Raw genomic sequence first — 17,712 nt, 5'->3', positions numbered from 1 at the left:
CCGTCGCAAAACGCCAGCGCGGTCAGCCGCGGATTCCTGCGTCAGGTTCAGGAGTGCGCGGGCAGCTCGTAGTGCGTCAGCTGGGGCCGGAATTCTCATCGGTCCGACAAGCCGGTCACCGAAAAAAATGTCAACGATTTACCCTGTGGGGTCTTCCAAAATCCAAGGAGGCCTCTATAGATACCGTAATGGATTAAAAATGATCCAAAATGATTCGGAGGATCAATGAGCTACGATGATTCGGCATGGCGGGTAATGTCCCGTCTAACGCTCGCGGCAGACCTCCGGCGTCTCGCGGACGACCTCGAAAATGCCGCCCCTGCCCCAGCGGCGAGCTCATCCGCTGTCATGATAAATTCATGGATGCGCACCACACGGGAAGTGCCGTGCCTAGTTGGAAGAGTTCTCGGCCACCCGATCCTTGATGATCATAGCCTGATTCAAACGAGCGAGCTTTTCTACATCGATGAGCGTGGTGAGTTCGCGCGCACTAGGTCGCGCTGGTACCGCCTTGGGACGCACGGGGCGATGAGCTCCGGAGGTTCAGTGAAAGCGAATTAGCGCCAGCGATCATTGGTCACTGATCGAACAATGTTGCTGGGCTTCTCGGCGTTGCCACACTGGAATGAGAGATGACAAGACGCTCCGGAAAATCGTATCGCGTGCCATGGACCGACCCCTCGGAAATCACCATTCCCGTCTATATGGCGTACTGCGCGATTGCGGCCGCCCTCCGGCCATGGAATAGGAACGGTGCGGGTTTCAACGTCGTGCTGTGCCCGCAAGAAGACTACGACTTTGAGGTCTTTCAAACGGCGGGCCGAATTTTTGTCGGACGTCTCGGCGACGAGGATCGCCCCTGGGTGTACGAGCTATCGAAACGCTGGCAACGAGAACAAGGACTGGTGTCCGAACGCGAGCGCGTCGTTTATTTCAAACCGGTTGGGTACAAGGCGAGCGATGAGGAAAAGCTTTCCGCCGATGCCATCTTGGACGTGCCGATCAGGACCCGAAGGCATGCGGAGGCGGCGCTTCGCCGCTTCAACGTGCCGCTCGATAACAGGTACGTCGATCTGCTGCTCACTGAGCCGTGGACGCGACTAGAGAGAGCGTTCCAATCGCGTCGATCGCCGTTGATCGCGTTCGATAGACTGCAGCGTGTTTCGACGATATCGACATCGGCTGACGCTCCCGCGCCCGATGCGGCCGGGCCCCAGCTTTCGGATTTGCACGGTCTCGGTCCCGCGGTCGCGTGGGGGACGGAATTGGCAACCGATCTCGCCGACTACAACGCGGGCAATATCGCTTGGGATCGCGTCGACAGCGGCGCTTTGCTGTCAGGACCGCCGGGCACCGGCAAGACGCTATTCGCGCGCGCTCTGGCAAAAACTTGCGATGTACCAATTATTTATGGCTCCTTTGCCTCATGGCAGGAGAAAGGCTCCATGGATGCGCTCTTGAAAGAGATGCGTAAAGCGTTTGACGATGCCGCTTCCAAGGCACCGTCGATCCTGTTCTTGGACGAACTCGATGCGTTCGGCGATCGGAACACGGGGGATCACCACCAGAGTTACATGACGGGTGTCATCACCGGTCTCCTGCAATTGCTTGACGGTTTCGAACGGCGTGTCGGAGTGGTCGTGCTGGGGGCATGCAATTATCCTGACCGCGTCGACCCTGCCATACGTCGCGCGGGACGACTTAATAGGCACCTCGAGATTCCGCTTCCCGACGGCGGGGCTAGGCGATCAATCGTCCGATATTACAGCGGCGTCGAACTCAACGCGGAACAGGCGATTGTGTTCGATCTCGCCACGGAAGGGTTTGCAGGAGCCGACATCAAACTGCTCGTAAATGACGCGGAGAGGACGGCGCGGCGACAACGCGTAAATTTAGCCGCGTCACACATAATGGAGCATCTGCGCCCTGTGATCGCGCTGCCGGAGGAGCATATCTATGCGACGGCGGTCCACGAGGCAGGGCATGCGCTCGTCGCAGCGGAATTGAAGTTCGGGGAATTGGTTAAGGTTTCCGTCACGACTCACGGGGTCTTCGATGGCCAATCTCAACTCGGGTACACTCGCTACGCATTTCCGTCGGTGAGACGAAGAACGCGTTCGGAATTCCTGGATGAGATTGCTGTGCTTCTCGGCGGAGTCGCGGCGGAGACCGAGGTCTTCGATTCTTTCGATTGCGGCGCGGCCGGTCCCGAGGCCGCTGATCTAAGTATAGTCACGAGGTTGGCGACCATCCTCGAAAGCGGCCTTGGAATGGGACACACGCTGGCGGTTGAAGATTGTCGACCGCGACGGCTTGAACAGCTGCGCGATTCAAATCCGGAACTTCGGAAAAGAATTCATGATGTCATTGAGCAGCAATTCGAGAGAGCACGGTCCATCGTTCGAAGACAGCGCGCCGTATTGGACCAGCTCGTTGAGCAGTTGATGCTCGCCAAGGAACTGTCGGGGGAAGAGGTAACGTATATCGTGCAGAGGCATCGGACATCTTGGGTCAGCCTTGCAAAAATGCCCCGGCGAGCGGGGATGTGATGGTCAAAAAACACCGACGCCGAAAGACTTCGGGTCCTCGACGGGTACCACCGGCGGAATCTGTAGCCGCCAGCGAGGCAGGAAAATCTGTTGGCGCGGCCCTCGACGAAGTCGGTTTTAAGCCACTGGGCCGCCGAATAATCGTTGGCAGGGGGACTGTTCGAGGAAACAGAGATGGCAATTGCGCTCCCGACAACGGAGAAACGCAGACGCCAGTCTATGTGACGCCACCGGACGCTCCGTTGGGGTACGATCCCGATGATCCTGACTTTGCGCTGAAAGTGGCGAAGCATGTACTGTCTGGCGATGATAGAGATTTGGTCTCAAAGGAAGTCAGTGCTGCGCTACGTCGCTGGAAACTTCGGGATTGAGTGGAAGGTGACCATACTATTCGGCAAACGCGCGAACGCAGGGCGCGTATCATGAAAATATGGATAGTTTCCGACCTCCATATCGAGTTTGGAATTCCTTTCGCCGCAACGCCGCCGCCTGGTACCGACGTCCTCGTTTGCGCGGGCGATGTCCTCACCAAGGGGATTGTGCCAAGTGTCGAATGGCTCGCAAGGACCATAGGCCAAACACTGCCAATCATCCTGGTCGCAGGAAATCACGAGTTCTACGGAGCTTCCATGCGGGAAAGCATCCGTGATGCCCGAGAGGCGGCAGGCAGCCACCGCAATATCTATTTCCTAGACAACGACGCGGTCGAAATCGACGGCGTTACGTTCGTCGGGGCAACGCTATGGACGGACTTTCGCCTATTCGGCCGCGATCCTGCCCTCGCAATGGAGAGTGCTCGACACGGAATGAATGACTTCAAGCGGATAAAATTTTCAAAGCAGCCGTATCAGAAATTCCGCCCGATTCATGCGTTTCGCAGGCATCAGGAATCCAAAGACTTTATCGCGTCCGCTCTCCGTGACAGCGGCGGGCGAAAGATGGTTGTTGTCAGCCATCATGCGCCTTCTAGCCGATCGATTCCTCAAGAATTTCGAGACGATCCGTTGTCGGGTTGCTACGCCTCGGACCTCGAAGGTATGCTGCTCGAAACGCAGCCAGACCTATGGGTGCATGGCCATGTTCACAGCAGGTCCGACTACAGAGTTGGCAAAACCCGGGTCGTTTCGAACCCGCGTGGTTATCCAGGTGAGAGGACTGGCTTCGATCCGGCTTTTTTGGTTGACGTCCCGCGTGTTTAGTTCGGACTTGCCGTGCAAAGGCCGCTCAAGGACTAACTACCACCTCGGCCTTCAAGTTTTCCACATGCAACCATTGAAGATCGACGAGTCTGGACGCCTTTTGTGAGCCGATATAGCGAACCAAGGCTTCACCGCTACAGGTGCCGTCGCATTCCGTCTTCGTCTCTTTTTCTCCGAACCGGGCAGTTACGGTGAAGCCTTTTCGGTCGATCTGAAGATAGCGGTGATGGTCGGCTCGTTCACTCTTAGAATACTTGTTAGGGCTAACCGAAAAGAGCGCAGCATCGTCGTAAGCGGTCTTGAGGTGCACGCCGACCAAGTCGAGCAGTTCTTCGGCGAGTGAAAACAAATCGGCCTTGTCCGGGACATCTCGGTGGTGAAAAACCGTGTTCCTCGCGCCGCGTACGATACTAAACTTCTCCTTGAAGTTCGCCGCGCCGAAAGCGGAGTCAACTGCGAAGGCTCCTTTAATATTGGCCCAATCGGCAACGAGAAGGTTCTCCAGATCGCTAAGTTTGGTATATTCGACAACATCCCGGGTAGCTGCCCCGTTCGCCACTAGGGCCCTGGCTTCCTTGTTGGTCGCAATTGATCTGGAAAAGTCGTGTACCGCGTTGATGACATCCAAACTCAGCTGCTTGGTGCCAATTGCAGCGATGCAAGGATCGCTGTGATGGTGGGGATCAGAGCGTAGGACCTCGATGTCGTAGGCTTCTTTCCACCAGCGGTCAGAATTATAGAGTCCGTCGAACGCCTGAACAACGAAAGAGCGGTAGGAGCTTTCAAACAGGTTGAACAACGGATACAGCCTGGACATCTCGGCTATTCGTCTGTTGTAAGCCTTGTGGACACGTTCGATGAAATTGTCCGGCCATTTAGGAAGCTCACCTTTCTTGACCTTATTCAGTCGAGAAGCGCCAATGGCGTCCCTCAGACTGTCCAGCATGAGAGAGTGATTAGCGATTGGGATAAAATTCGCTATCTTCGATACAACGTCCTGCGGCGGGTTCGCCGGAAGCAGCCCCCTTGTCATCGCCAAATAGTCCACCATATAGTCACCCGCGCCAGAGCATCGCGATCCGCGATCAAAAAACAATTGAACAAAATCCGGTTGACTGGGTTTAATGTAAGCGATAACGTAATGCCACTCTGAAGTTGAGGAACAAGTCTTGATCCACTACCTGGTGCAGGGCGGCCTCGGAGTATAAAGCGAACTAGCACCACTGAGGCCCCTTCGGGGGCCTTCACTATTTTCGGACCTTATTTCGCTCTTGGACGTCAGCTGTTGCCGAGGAGCCGGGCAAATAACCCTCGGACTCGACGCATCTAGCTACCGAAAACACCAATCTGAGAGTGCGAGCAAATCGAAGCCATCCATTATGGATCGATTTCGGTGGTGCCATCCAAGGGTAGAATTCTCCCTTTAGTGCTTCTGATACATCTCCGCCGGCTCGTGTAGGAACATGTCACGCACCAAGCGGCCGCTGCTTTCCGCATGGGATCGAGCGGCATTTGGCAGTTCCGCTTTCGCGAGCTTCACGTCGTCGAGCGCGATCTGCTGTTCTTTCTCACCAAGATCGACGCGCACCAGGTTGGGCCTTCCAACGAGCAGTCCTGCTTGCCCGATGACGTTCTTGGACTGCGCCGAAGCCGCCATCCTGAATAGCAGCGGGGCTTTTAGCGAGAAGCCCCAGTCGAACAACCCTCCGGTAAGATGGCGCTCTGCGAGTCTAACGGTTTCGTCTCCGGTCCCGATCGACAAGATGCGGATGTTGTCCGGCGCGATGTCGTAGCTGGCCAGCACGTCTACGACGGCGAGCATGACCGGGTTGTTCGCCCATATACCGCCATCTACCATCTTGTAGCCGTGGTTTTCGACCGCGGCCATATAGGACGGGGCCGCCGCCGTATGAAGCGCGATATCGACGATCGATGCGTGTCTATCCCGCTGGTAGACCGGATGGTGCGGCGTCTTGTAGATGAAAGGCTCACCGTGCTCGGCCTCGTAACACGGAACGAGAGTCCGGCACGTCGTGTCGTTGAGGACCTTCTGGTTAAAAACCCGCAGGAGTTCGTCCCTGAGGGCTTCGGAACGATGCTTCGGTGCGCGGATGGACTTCAGAAACCGCCACCATCCCGTCAGTCGCTTCGGAGGTGGAAAGATGAATTCGCCCCGTTCCGTGTAGATTTTAGAGACTTCGGCCGCCGACATTCCAGTGGCCAGCCCGAGAGCAATGATGCCGCCAGTCGATGTTCCTGCGACCATGTCAAAGTATCCCCCGATCGAAGCACCCTTGAGGTATCGACGCTCGATCTCGGCAAGATAGGACGCCCCGAACAGCCCTCGAATGCCACCGCCATCGAGCGATAGAATGCGAAAAGGCTTGTCCGTCGGCCAAGGGAGCTTTTCCCTGAAGTCACGGTAGGTTCCGTCAGAACGCCTGGGAGGGATGTAGTTCATGTCGGGTTCTCCGCGGAAAATCGACGGCCGGACGCAGGAGGGTGGCGGCCGCCGCCATCCCAAACACCCGTCATCAGCCAGAATTCGTAACAAGTAAGCCAGTCGATCGCCCAGGGGACGGTCGTCTTCGATATCAGCCGCCAGCCGGTCCACTGCACGCCAGCAGGGTCGAAGAGGCAAAGGATCGGGTCGCGGTCGCGATTGTAGACGTGAGGGAGCGATCCTTCAGCGTTTCCGGGAAGGCGGGTCAGCCGAGGTGACACGATCCGCACGCTCGGCCCCTCCAGGACCTGATCGACGCCGTAGGCAATCTCGATCAAGTAAGTGCGGTTTTGTGGTGTAATACGGCCAAGCCACAAGGCCTGATCCCTTTTCGCGTCGAAGCGATATCCGAAGGCGGGCCAATCCGCACGCATAGCTTCCGCCTGTTCGTCAATGGTATATGGCATGAAACTCATTCGACCGGGTCTCCGTAGAAGCCGTGACGGGTCGCGGCTACCGGAGAGATAATCTTCGGCGCGGCAACCGCCGGAGTGGCGGCAACCGCCGCCGGTACCAGAAGTCCGCCCTTCTTGGTGTAGGACTGCGTCGCGCTCTGGATCGAAGACCCCGTGGCCTTGGCCATGCGCCGAATTGTCTCCGTTACCACGTACTCCCCGAACAGCTGCTTTAGGATGCCGGGGATTTCGATCGGGTCGGTGCGCTCGGACCGCAGCGTCTTGATAGACTCGACAAGTGTGCGGAGGTCGGAAGCGAACTCGTTCTGTTGCTGTACGGACTCGGGCCACCGATCCGTGAAGACATCATCGTAGTGGGTCGGATTGCGCACGCACAGCTTCCGATCAAGCATACTTGCTGTGTCAATCTCCCGGATGATCAGGGCGCAAAGGCTGAGCAAGGCGTCGGTCAAAGTCTGGCCGGGGGTCGCGGACCTTGCCGCGAAGTACGCGAGCAATACAGAGGGTGCCATGCGGCCTTTCCTGCCCATCTGATCGTAGCGGATGTTGCGGAAGCGCTTCAGGAGCTGCAGAGCCAGCGTCGCCATGTTTTTAACGACGAAGGGCGTTTGATCAGGGACGTCATCGACATCGGCGTCCGCCTTGACGCGAAGATGGTCCTGCCATTTCTTGCGAAAGGCTTCCTGCACTGCAATTTCGACGGGGGTTCGCTCCTTGTACCACTCCGCGAAACCGTATGCGTTCGTCGGAACCTCCTGATCCTCGGAGGAAGGGCTAGGCCCCTTCGCGTGCATGATGTGGCTGCACCGTTCAATCATGCCAACGTCACGGAAACCGGGGCTGATGTCCAGGTGCATGCGGTCGTTGTAGACTAGGGTGACGCATCGGGTCTGCCTGATCACTTCCTGAACGGGGTAGTCGGAGAGCGCATCTTCGAGCGCCTTCAAGACTCCGAGCGGGCCAAGACCCCGATAGCGTGCGGAAAGCTGAGCGATGATATCGATGTCGTACTCGTCGTCGGTGCCGCGAGTGGAAATCGTCGCGTCGATGGCCATCGATCCCTGAGGGTAGAAGTGTTCGATGCCGTCGGCGAAGAACACCGATGCCTCCAGATGACGTCGCGTCGCTGCATAGCGGCTGTCCGCCTTGGCATGAAGCGACGGCGGCAGTTGCACAGAGAACGCGATCTCAGCAAGATAGCGGTCCGTAGGGTCGAAGAACGGGTTGATCCCGGTGGGCCTCATAACGTTCATTGCTACTTCTCCTAAATCGAGGCTTCCCGCCTCCCAGATCGGTTTCCGACGCCCTCCCCTCCGTCGTACTCGTGAATCGAAGCGCCTAGAGGCGTGCGTCGATCCACCTCCAGTCCTCTTTGGTCAAAAGGCCCTGGTAGTCCCTCGTAACCTTAGTCACCAGAAGTCGGTCGTTGCTGTCGAAGTGCTTTTTGATGCGATCCACGATCGCATCAGCACCGATAGCCGTATCGACAAGCCAGCAGGACTCGAGACACTTGAACCAGTCCCCAATCTGCTTGATAGCTTCGTGCAGGCCGGAGTAATCTTGGCCCTTCTTCTTGAGATCGTAGTTGATGGCGTAAATCACGTCTTGGACTCCTGATGTTCGCGGGTCATAATTCAAGACATCGACCCTTCCTGACACTATGTGCGCCTGGAACGGGGGAGCCGGACATCGGAAAATAAAATTTTATCGATGTCCGGATCGGGGCCTTTCGCGCGCATACGTGAGTGATCAACGGGAGCGGCCGATAGCGTGACGAAAGCCATACCGAAAGACGTCCGCGACCTCGACGAGGTCAGGGAGCGGATCGAAGGGCTGACGGGCGTGGAAGCCCTGAAGCTTGAGCAGATAGCGAGGCGCTTCGTCGCCCCCTGCGATGCAGGAGACCTCGTGCAGGAGGCGTTCTCGCGGATTATCGAAGGGACCAGGAACTGGCCGGCCGATCTCGAGTTCTTGCCCTTCATGGTTCAGGTCATGCGCAGCATCGCATCGACCGACCGACGCAAAGCCGATCGGCGTCCGGAACTTCGTGTCGTACCCCAGCATGGCGAACAGCTGACGTTCGATACTGTTGCCGATCCGAAGAGCACGCCTGAAGAGATCGTCGGGGAGTGGGACGAATTGGCGGCTGCCAAGGAACTATTCGCCGACGACGACATAGCCACGACCTACATCGACGCGATCGTCGCGGGGTTCCGTCGGTCGGAGATCATGGAGCTTTGCGATCTTGACGCCAACGGTTATGACACTGTCACCAGGCGGATTAAGCGGAGGCTCGAGAAGCGCTCCCTAAAGGATGTGCACAATGCCTGACAGAGATAACGCCGCTCACAAGCTGGCTCTCGCCGATATCCTTGTCGAGGACATCCTCAATATGTCGGACGACGAAATTCTCGCCGAAGCCGCCGAAGATGGCATTTCGGCAGACGCCGCGATCGCCCGCGTCAAGGGACGGTTCAAGGCAGCCGAAGCGAGCCTATCGAAAGCCAAGCTCAAGGCCGCGAGGGCTGCCGTCGATGAAGACCGTCAACGAGCCAGCGTGGTCAGGCTCGAGAGCAAGGACATCGAACGATATAGAAAGGCAATCCGATCTGGAGATGGGCTCACACTCGCGGCGCGAAACGGTACCCATATGTCGACAAATGATGAGCTGAATCTGATTGCAGACATGATCGAGCTTGGTATCGATATCGAAGATAAAGATTGACGATGCTGGTCACAGATAGAGTTATCGACGAGTTGGGTATCACGGAGCCGCATGAGATCGACATCGAGGCGATAGCATGGCACCTCGGTGCCAAGGTCAAGTACTGTCAGGTCGACGGATGTGAAGCCTGCATTCTCGGTGGCACTGACAAGGCGATCATAAGGGTGTCCGATAAAGTTCGCAGGCAACGGCAGAGGTTCTCTATCGGGCACGAACTTGGTCATTGGTGCCATCACAGGCGGCGCGCTCTTTATTGTAAGCCAGAAGATATAGGTTCACTGGGCGCGGGCAAACCAACCGCCAGGAGAACCGAAGAGAAAGTCGCCGATACCTACGCCTCAAATTTGCTGATGCCCTGGAAGGTCTTCAAGCCCGTCGCCAAACAATTCAAGAGCTTGAACTTTGATACCGTCACCCAAGTGGCGACGGCATTCGAAACCAGCCTGACTGCGACCGCAATCCGGCTGATCGATATGGATCACACACCCGCATTGCTCGTCTCCTACGGACCGAAAGGGCGTAAATGGTTTGCCCGGTCTAAAAGTGTTCCCGAACGCTGGTTTCCGCGCGACGAGGTCCATAGGGATAGTCCGTCATTCGACGTTCTCTACGGCAAGGCCCCCGAGAGCAAAATGGTTCGCAAGATCGAGGCCGATACGTGGTTCGATCGTTATGGTGCAGACCGTTACGAAATCACCGAACAGACGAGACGCGCGCCCGACGGCTCGATCCTCACGCTTCTGGTTATAAAAGATGAAGCTATGCTCAGCGATGAAGATGCACGCGGCTGGAGCGGGAAGAGATAATAGCGGAGCGACGACCCGAACGGGACGATTCTGGCGTTTGCCTATCGAGCGCCCAACTAACCTATCTCACCGACAGGCGCGGTGGACTCCAGCCAAGCTTTTACATCGGTCGCCGCTTGTCCCACGCCGTTCGCAGATTTTCCAAGCAGCGCACATTCCCAAACCGTGCACACACGCCACCCTGCCGATCGCAGCAGTTCGACATTTCTCTTGTCTCGAAGTCGATTCGCTTGAAACTTGGCGAGCCAGAATTCGCGACGCGTGCTCGGGACAGTCGATCGCTTGCATCCGTGTGAGTGCCAATAGCAGCCATGAACGAAAACGACCGCATTGTATTTGGGGAACACGATATCCGGGCTGCCGGGAAGGGCTCGGTCGTGTAGTCGAAATCTCAATCCGGTTCTGTGCAACGCTCGCCGCAAAACCAGTTCGGCACCGGTATTTTTCTGCCCAACGCTCGCCATGATCTTGGATCGCGTCGCTGTATCGACCGTGTCCATTCAAACTCTCATAACGACCTGCGTGGTGACGAGCGCCTCCAGATGTCGATGAAGATCGCGCGGTGTAGCGCCGCCCCTGATCAATACCCCCATCTCCATGTTCTTTTCCATGGCGTGGCCCGTGAGGTTGGCGCTCGAGATAAAGCAAAGCCGTTCATCGACGACGGCGACTTTCGCATGAACCTTGCCGCCGGAGAAATTCGCCTCTTTCTCGGTCCAGGAGAAGATGCGGGCTCCTGGCAGAGCCCCTTTCATCTTGCTCATGGCGTCGATCGAGACCGTGCCGCCATGTTTTTCGCTCGCCTCGAGCAGCATCGAAATACTCACGCCCCGATCCTTGGCACGCGTAAGCGCTGACATGACCGAAGCTATATCGTAGGCGACGAAGCTCGTCATGAACAGGTGCTTCTCGGCCGCGTCGATAACCTGGAGCAGTGCTTGCTCGGTCTTACGCGTGGCGATCAATTTGCTCGAAGGGCCCGTCCATACGAGCTCGATCTCCTGCTCTCCGCGCGCTTGGTTATAGCCGGCGGCAGCGCCTGTGAGCATGCCGGCCAACTCGGCAGGAGGAATGTCCGTCACCTTCCATGCGCCGAGCAGTGCCGATAACCGCATTTGTGCGGCGGGATTGGAAGCCCACCCCGTCAGGGAAACGCTTTCGGAGGCTGATTGCAGATGCCGGACCTGAGAAGCCAACTGGCTCACTTTGCCGGGCGGACTATTGGCGACGATGTCTATGATCGCATCGAGAAACACTTGCACTTACGCCTATCCTCAGTCGAAGAACGCCGCGTCCGAGACTTCGAGAGTCGGTACGAGGAGCGTGCGATCGAGGTAGCGATTTCCCTTTTCACACGACGTTTCGGATACGAACGAGCAAGCGTGGCACGCCGCGGCATGCAACGACCGATCGTTCTTGGGACTGTGCTCGGCGCATAGAGGGTCCGAAGAACAAACGGACGCCCGGTCGAGTGCCTGCCTGAGCAACCGCCCGAGGCTTTCCGGCTTGCCGAGGTCGACGAGCCCCCCGAGCGTTCCGTCCGAATCCGCGGCAGCCGTGTAGATCAGTATGCCCGCTTGGCGCTCGCCATTTTCGGTGTCGGCATAGATTCGCTCGCGAATGCTGGCGGCATTGTACCCGCATTCGAGCGCGAGCTCTCTAATGAGCAAATGCGATAAGCTGTGAAGCAAGGCGTATCTGATACCGGGATAACCTTCGTTGGGGTCGAGCTTTCGGGCATGACGCCATCCGCGGTGGCCTTCGAGCAGCATGCCGTTTCGGGCTTGTACGGCTGGCAAGCTTTCCCAACGCGTAACCTCGTCCTCGCCGAAGCGGATAAAGATTCCTTCCCCATGCACTTCCGTCGCCGGCACCCAGGTCGGCGCGCCTTTGCACAGAGCTGCGCGGGGTGCCGCCTCGCCGGCATTGGCGTTTTCTTCGGGCGCTTCCACACGCGTGAAGCCAAGGAGGGCATTGACCTCCCGCAAGCGCTCCAGCAGCAGGACGCCGGCGATCTTTTTTTCGAAGCCCTTCGGCGAGGCTGCCGGCTTGCTGAGAAAATGCGGCCAATCAGTCGGAGGATTCGGATGGGTCAGAACGCCCCATTCCGGACCCTTCATGTCAGATTCCGTCACTCCTTCCTCGCCGCCGCCGCTTTTGATCGCTTGGATCACATCCCAAATCGCTTTGGGATCATGCTTGTCTATCCCCGGGAGCGCGCCGGTCTTCTTCAGGGTTTTGATCGTAACGGCGACTTCGCCTTCGGAATCGAGATCGGCGAAATAATCCCAGCCATCCTGAACCAGTTGACGTATGGGGTCTCTGGTCAGAGGTATCGCCAATGCCGACAAGGTGATCGGGAACCAGCTGTTCGTCGCCCCGAGAAGGACGGCCCGCGCCTGTTCTTTGCATTTGGTGTCGAAGTGATCGAGGTGCGGATGGCGACCTCGGCAACTCGGAAGATTTTCCTGTCCCGCTTTGCCGAATGCCTGCGCGAGATTCCGCGACGCAGAGCATTCATCGCATTTTACCCATAGATTTTCGGTCTGCAAAGACGCGCCGCTTTCATAGAAGCGCAGCTTTCCTTTGCACGGCGAAGTACCGTTGTGGACGAAATAGTGCCACGGGAAATCGTCGAGATGACCGCCGCGGCATGCCAAAAGAAAGCGTGCGGGGACCGCGTCGGCATCTTTGGCCGGCTGGTCGTTCTTCGATCCTTTGCAATCCTTATGAACGAATCGCGTGCGCTCCGGCCTGAACCTGTTCTCGTTACATTCGAACAATCCAAGATCATAGGGCGAAAGAAGCCCGCACTTGACGCAGCGCAGCCAACGCGGAAACGGCCGCACGGGCACGCCCACGAACGCTTCCGCCGAGAAACGATCGACGTTGTCGTCTTTTTGAAACGGCGGTCTTCGCAGGCTCTCCACCTGGGGGCCCAACTCTCTGCGGACGGCGGCGAGCAAGCGCGCCTCTTCGATCGGCGTGCAGCGATCGGGCTCCCATCGGTCGATCCCGAGTGTGACCACCGACAGACTCGGCAAATCGACGAGCGCTCCCGGGCCGTAGGTCCAAAGCAACTGACTGGGGCGAACCTCCCCGACTGGCGTTTTCTCTCCGATCATGGTGCACCCCCGTTTTCGTCATCGGCAACCTGAGGATGCCATCCGGGGTCCGCCCCCCCAAACCTCGCCGTACTCATGATCAGGCGCACACCGGGTTCGACTTCCCGCATCGACATGGGAACGGTGAAATTGTCCCAAGCCTGTATGCCAGGTCGCCTCAGCAGGGGGTACGTCGTGGCCTTGTCCGGCCCCTTCTTTTCATAAGCGAGCGTGCGGCCGCCCTTGCCCGCCTCGGTCGCCCATTCGTCGAGGCGTTCTTTCAGTTCGGCCATGGCGAGATCGCGTATCGTCGCCTCCTGAGAGATGTTCCAGGCGCGATCGACGAGCAAATCACGCGCCGCCACGGCTTCCGTGCGGTCGGGTTTGTCGAGAGCGCCCGCTCCCGGATTGGGATTGAACGGTGCGTTGTCGAGGCGCATGACGCTGAGGAGCGTGCCGGTGAGCCCGCGGTCCATGGCGCGAGGCGAGAAAGGTGTCACCGACTGCGCTTCGACGTGCTTGTAGAACGTCGCGTGATAGTGCTCGAAGGTCTCGTAGTGCGAAAGATCGCGCGGGCGTGCCCACGTCAACACGGTGCAAACGATACCAGGCGAGGAACGTCCGACACGGCTCGTCGCCTGGATGTACTCGGCCGTACCCTTCGGCTGCCCGTTCACCACCATCAAGCCGAGCCGGTTCACGTCGACGCCGACGGACAGCATGTTCGTCGCTAGGACGACGTCGATCGCGTGCGTTTCGCCGTCCTCCCAGCGTGTGACGTAGCGGCCTTCCGCGGGATCGAACGCCGCTTTGAATTTGATTTCCAGCTGATCGAGATAGTCCGGAATGTCGCGGCTGGAGACACGCGATGTGAGCTCCCGAATGTTCTTCACGCTTCGCTGCTCGAGGCCGGGTCTGTCGACCTCACTCATTTTCACCCGGTAAGCGCGGGTTTGGACGTCATCCTCGGCGAGGCGACGCATGCCACCGAGTTCGCGCAGCGAATTGAAATAGCCCACGGTGGTCAGGTACGGATCGGCCGCCTGACCGAAACGATTGAACAGCCCCTGCGACGCCGTGAGAAACGCCGTATAGACGCGGATGAGCATCGCGGGCCGCGAACTGCCCGGTGAACATACGCCGATATAGCGCCTGCCGGCCAGCATCGATATCGGGCGCTGGATCGAAAAGAAGTTGTCCGACACGTCGAGGCCGTGCGGCGGAAAGACGGCGACGCGGCGCATGAAGACGTTGTTGACCTGCTCCGCAGCCTTGCGAACGGTCGCCGTGGAAGCGACGATCTTTGGCTTCACCGATAGTCCGTCGAGTTTCCAACTGCAAAGATCGTCGATCGCGGTCTCGTATAGCCCGACCATCGTGCCGAGCGGTCCACTGATCAGATGGAACTCGTCCTGAATGATCAGATCGGGAGGCCTGATCCGGCTTATCGTTTTGGCGGTCGTCTTCGGAAGACCCTTGCCGGCGGGATGGTTGCCGGTGCAATCGGCATCCGGCCACAGCAGTCCGTGCCGGGGGCATTCGGTAGTCGCTTTCCCGAACAGAGTTCTGACTTCGCCGCGCCATGCCATCAAGGCGAATTTGTCGACGGTGGCGATCATCATCGTCGGCGGACGATGGTAGATTTCCTCGTCGACGACCAACACCGGTATGCCAGGATGCGGCTTTTTCGAGGATTTGCCTTTGGAGAACGAGCACTGACCCTTCTTGTCCCCGCAGTAGATGGCCGTGCGTTTGCCGAACGTATCCACTTCGACGTCGTGCTTGGCTGATATCCCGCACCCACACCAAGGGCAGCTCGTCAATTGTGCCGGGGAGGTGCCACCAGCATCGTACTTGTCGGGATCGCGAATGTCTTGGATCGCCTTGTGACTGTCCGCCGTCGTTCCTGGCGTGACTTTGTTGCCGACCCACAGCCCTATGGTGAAGGGCTCTTTTCCGAGTGAATGATCACCGGCGGCTTCAGCCTCCTGGCGCATCAATTCCATCGCGCAGATCAAGGTCGATCCGCGCTGGAACTGCTGCAAGGTCAGAAGCCGCAAGGTGTAGCGCATGATGACGGTCAAGCCGCGTGTGCCGTCATAGCCACCCAGATTACCTTGCATTCTCCGGATGGCCATCGCGAAGGCGGCGACACCCAAATAGGCCTCGGTTTTACCGCCACCCGTGGGGAACCACAAAAGATCGGCGATTGCTTCGACGGACTCCGTCCGATGCTTGTGCGCCGGGTTCGCGAGCGCCGGGATGGAAAGCAACATGAAAGCGAGCTGGAAGGGTCGCCATGACCGGTTCTTCCTTTGCTCGAAGGAAGCGAGGTCACGGCTCTCACCGCGTCGCCGGGACAGCGCGTACATGCTGTGGACGCGCTGCTGGGCCATAGCGCGGTTAGCGAAGCGAAACGCGGCGAGGGGCTTGTCGTCTCCCGTATTCGCCAGGACCGCAATACCCTCTTCTAGTCTCTCTTTGATGAGAGTGCAGCGCGCGAGAGCGGCCTTCGCCTGATCTTCGTGGCCGTTCAGCTCCTTGGGGATACGCGCCTGTTGTTCTGCGATCCAGTCGCCATAATCTCCCGCCAAAACCGACAAGGCCTTCACGAGGTCTTCTCGCGGCATCGTCGCCAGTACGTCCATATCGAGATGGCCCTGATCGACCATGGCCCGCATGGCGGGGCGATCGTCGGGACGAGCCCCTGGCGTTTCGGTGACAGGCACTTCGTAGCGCGGAACGACGGACGTCCTGACTTCCGTCGCTTTTTCCGGGTTTTCGGGCGCGACCTCGGCATGGACGGAAACGCCATGGCCGACGGCGAACTCGACCTGCTGCCTGTAGATCATTTCGAGAGCGCGGCGTTCCTCGTCCTCCTTCGCCGACACTGGCGCGCGGCGTCTGAAGATCGCGCTTTCCTCACCGCCCTGCACGGCACGCACGATGAGTTCCGGTTGAAACAACCAGGCCGAATCCTTGTTGTCGGGTGGGTCGATCTGTGCGTTGACGAGGAAGAGCGTGACGAGGCGATCGCCGTTCGCGCTTTTCGCTCTGACCGCGCCTTGGACGCGCACCTCCGGCTGTTCGGAATCGGGGGCCCTGTGGGTCACGACACCCGTGACGAGGTCGATGGTCAATGTTCCGCCCCGCGGCTCGCGCTGCCATACTTTGAGCGCCACCTCGGTTTGCTCGGTGCGGGTGACATTGCCGTCCTCGTCCCGCACCTTTCTATTAATCGTCTTGGTCAAACCGTGATCATAGCTGCGAACATACCGGCCCCAACGGGCCTCGACGACGATCGATTTGACGTCGCCGTCCACGCAGAACGTCATCCCCAGGCTCGAGGGCACGAGCGATTGATTGTTAGTGGCGTCGATTTCGTCGGATGCCTCGGCTTCCGCATCGACGCGTCCCGTCGTCCCGTCGAACTCTTCGCCGGGAACGTGCCGTCCGGTGTGCACCTCGAGATCGTCCGGCTCGTCGTCGGCGTCTTCCTCGGCGAGGGGGCCATCCAACCCCTCGACACCGCCATCGGCTCTTTCCTGCGGTGCCAGCTTCCCGACCAGATACCGATCGCGAACGCCCATATCGAGAATGCGCTCGTGAGGTCCGTTCGCGGGCCCGAGAAGGTCGTCGATGACGGCGAGTTGAAGGAGTTCGCGAATGTAGGCTTCATGCTGAAGAAGCGGAACGTCGTGGACGGTAGAAATCCCGAGCTTAGGTAGCGCCGCGGTGAAGCTCGCCCAAGGCAAGCGCGACACCGCACCGCTGGCCGGTGGCGATATCGAGAGGTCTGCGAGAGACGCCGCGGTACCGACCTTCGCCAACTTGTCGAAATATAACGTCGTCCGATGCAAGTCCGAGCGGACACGCATTATCCTGGCTACACGTTCGACCTTTCCGGAGGTGCCGACGATCAATACCCAGTCACCTTCGTCGATCGCACTAAACCGCGTACGCTCTCCATCAAGTTCGACGACAAACTCCGGATACTGAAATGTCGTGGCCTGCAGGTCGTTGCCGACCACCAACCAAGCATTGATCGCGCGTCCCTCGGCCGCTTCGTCGCTCATTGTACCCCTCCCGCAACCGCGAAATCGTTTCCCAGTAAATCGGAAACATGCTGTGGTGTTTTGAATCTGTTGACCGACAATATATCGACAATATCCTTTCCACACAGGAATATTATCGGGTGCTGGTCTTCCCTCACTTCTTCATAGGCTTGGCGCGCTACTGCCGAAGTCGTGACGAGGAACTCCGACTCCACGAGGCCTTATTCTGGAAATCAAGCGCGCCACTTCCTTCACCCCGACCGTATTGGCGTTATCGACGCCATTCCCAAGCCGGTAACATTTGGCTTCCAGCGAGAACGCCGCGTAGACCGGATCGTCGATCAGCCCGATCCTG

General features: G+C 58.4%; 15 protein-coding genes. 6 read left to right on the top strand and 9 right to left on the bottom strand.

The genetic code is table 11. The features are described from left to right. Positions 1-225: 225 nt before the first annotated feature. The 3 genes from BLU35_RS36695 (at position 226) to BLU35_RS18980 (ending at position 3,748) form a co-directional block, all read left to right on the top strand. Positions 226-561 (top strand): DUF6634 family protein, encoded by a 336-nt coding sequence (locus BLU35_RS36695; RefSeq protein ID WP_093234055.1) that lies wholly within the window; start codon positions 226-228, stop codon positions 559-561. A 71-nt stretch (positions 562-632) separates the two neighbouring features. Further along, on the top strand, positions 633-2,549 hold the full coding sequence (locus BLU35_RS18985; protein WP_286161557.1) for an AAA family ATPase: 1,917 nt from the start codon (positions 633-635) through the stop codon (positions 2,547-2,549). 422 nt (positions 2,550-2,971) lie between these two features. After that, the gene (locus BLU35_RS18980) at positions 2,972-3,748 is read left to right on the top strand and encodes a metallophosphoesterase (RefSeq protein WP_093234054.1); all 777 of its coding nucleotides are present in this window, start codon (positions 2,972-2,974) and stop codon (positions 3,746-3,748) included. A 25-nt stretch (positions 3,749-3,773) separates the two neighbouring features. On the opposite strand, the gene BLU35_RS18975 is transcribed toward BLU35_RS18980, so the two are convergent. The 5 genes from BLU35_RS18975 to BLU35_RS18955 form a co-directional block, all read right to left on the bottom strand. Then, positions 3,774-4,799: a hypothetical protein gene (locus tag BLU35_RS18975; protein ID WP_093234053.1), complete on the bottom strand. Its 1,026-nt coding sequence runs from the start codon at positions 4,797-4,799 to the stop codon at positions 3,774-3,776. Positions 4,800-5,171: 372 nt separating this feature from the next. Continuing rightward, positions 5,172-6,209 (bottom strand): CBASS cGAMP-activated phospholipase, encoded by a 1,038-nt coding sequence (locus BLU35_RS18970; protein WP_093234052.1) that lies wholly within the window; start codon positions 6,207-6,209, stop codon positions 5,172-5,174. Then, entirely contained in the window at positions 6,206-6,667 is a 462-nt protein-coding gene (locus BLU35_RS18965) for a type II CBASS E2 protein (RefSeq protein WP_093234051.1), read from the bottom strand. The genes BLU35_RS18970 and BLU35_RS18965 overlap by 4 nt, the downstream gene beginning before the upstream one ends. Further along, the gene (locus BLU35_RS18960) at positions 6,664-7,920 is read right to left on the bottom strand and encodes a nucleotidyltransferase domain-containing protein (RefSeq protein WP_093234050.1); all 1,257 of its coding nucleotides are present in this window, start codon (positions 7,918-7,920) and stop codon (positions 6,664-6,666) included. Before BLU35_RS18960 ends, BLU35_RS18965 begins: the two co-directional genes overlap by 4 nt. A gap of 85 nt (positions 7,921-8,005) precedes the next feature. Beyond that, positions 8,006-8,269: a hypothetical protein gene (locus tag BLU35_RS18955; RefSeq protein ID WP_093234110.1), complete on the bottom strand. Its 264-nt coding sequence runs from the start codon at positions 8,267-8,269 to the stop codon at positions 8,006-8,008. 168 nt (positions 8,270-8,437) lie between these two features. On the opposite strand from BLU35_RS18955, the gene BLU35_RS18950 reads away from it, so the two are divergent. From BLU35_RS18950 to BLU35_RS18940, 3 genes are all read left to right on the top strand, one after another. Continuing rightward, on the top strand, positions 8,438-8,998 hold the full coding sequence (locus BLU35_RS18950) for an RNA polymerase sigma factor (protein ID WP_093234049.1): 561 nt from the start codon (positions 8,438-8,440) through the stop codon (positions 8,996-8,998). 61 nt (positions 8,999-9,059) lie between these two features. Continuing rightward, the gene (locus BLU35_RS18945) at positions 9,060-9,392 is read left to right on the top strand and encodes a hypothetical protein (protein ID WP_143032953.1); all 333 of its coding nucleotides are present in this window, start codon (positions 9,060-9,062) and stop codon (positions 9,390-9,392) included. A gap of 2 nt (positions 9,393-9,394) precedes the next feature. Next, positions 9,395-10,198 (top strand): ImmA/IrrE family metallo-endopeptidase, encoded by an 804-nt coding sequence (locus BLU35_RS18940; RefSeq protein ID WP_093234047.1) that lies wholly within the window; start codon positions 9,395-9,397, stop codon positions 10,196-10,198. A gap of 56 nt (positions 10,199-10,254) precedes the next feature. Here the strand turns inward: BLU35_RS18940 and BLU35_RS18935 are convergent, their stop codons facing one another. Genes BLU35_RS18935 through drmA form a run of 4 tightly spaced genes read right to left on the bottom strand, consistent with a single transcriptional unit; the run spans position 10,255 to position 17,378 of the window. After that, on the bottom strand, positions 10,255-10,698 hold the full coding sequence (locus tag BLU35_RS18935) for a very short patch repair endonuclease (protein ID WP_093234046.1): 444 nt from the start codon (positions 10,696-10,698) through the stop codon (positions 10,255-10,257). Further along, on the bottom strand, positions 10,699-11,460 hold the full coding sequence (gene drmC, locus BLU35_RS18930; protein ID WP_093234045.1) for a DISARM system phospholipase D-like protein DrmC: 762 nt from the start codon (positions 11,458-11,460) through the stop codon (positions 10,699-10,701). 12 nt (positions 11,461-11,472) lie between these two features. Then, positions 11,473-13,323: an MrfA Zn-binding domain-containing protein gene (gene drmB, locus BLU35_RS18925; protein ID WP_093234044.1), complete on the bottom strand. Its 1,851-nt coding sequence runs from the start codon at positions 13,321-13,323 to the stop codon at positions 11,473-11,475. Further along, entirely contained in the window at positions 13,320-17,378 is a 4,059-nt protein-coding gene (gene drmA / locus BLU35_RS18920) for a DISARM system helicase DrmA (RefSeq protein WP_093234043.1), read from the bottom strand. Before drmA ends, drmB begins: the two co-directional genes overlap by 4 nt. Between the last annotated feature and the right edge of the window lie 334 nt (positions 17,379-17,712).

Origin of the sequence: Sinorhizobium sp. NFACC03, assembly GCF_900103435.1 — a bacterium.
In the GTDB taxonomy this organism is placed as follows: Bacteria; Pseudomonadota; Alphaproteobacteria; order Rhizobiales; family Rhizobiaceae; genus Ensifer.
The sequence above is the reverse complement of the archived record's forward strand: the minus strand, read 5'-3'. Positions and strand labels throughout refer to the sequence as shown.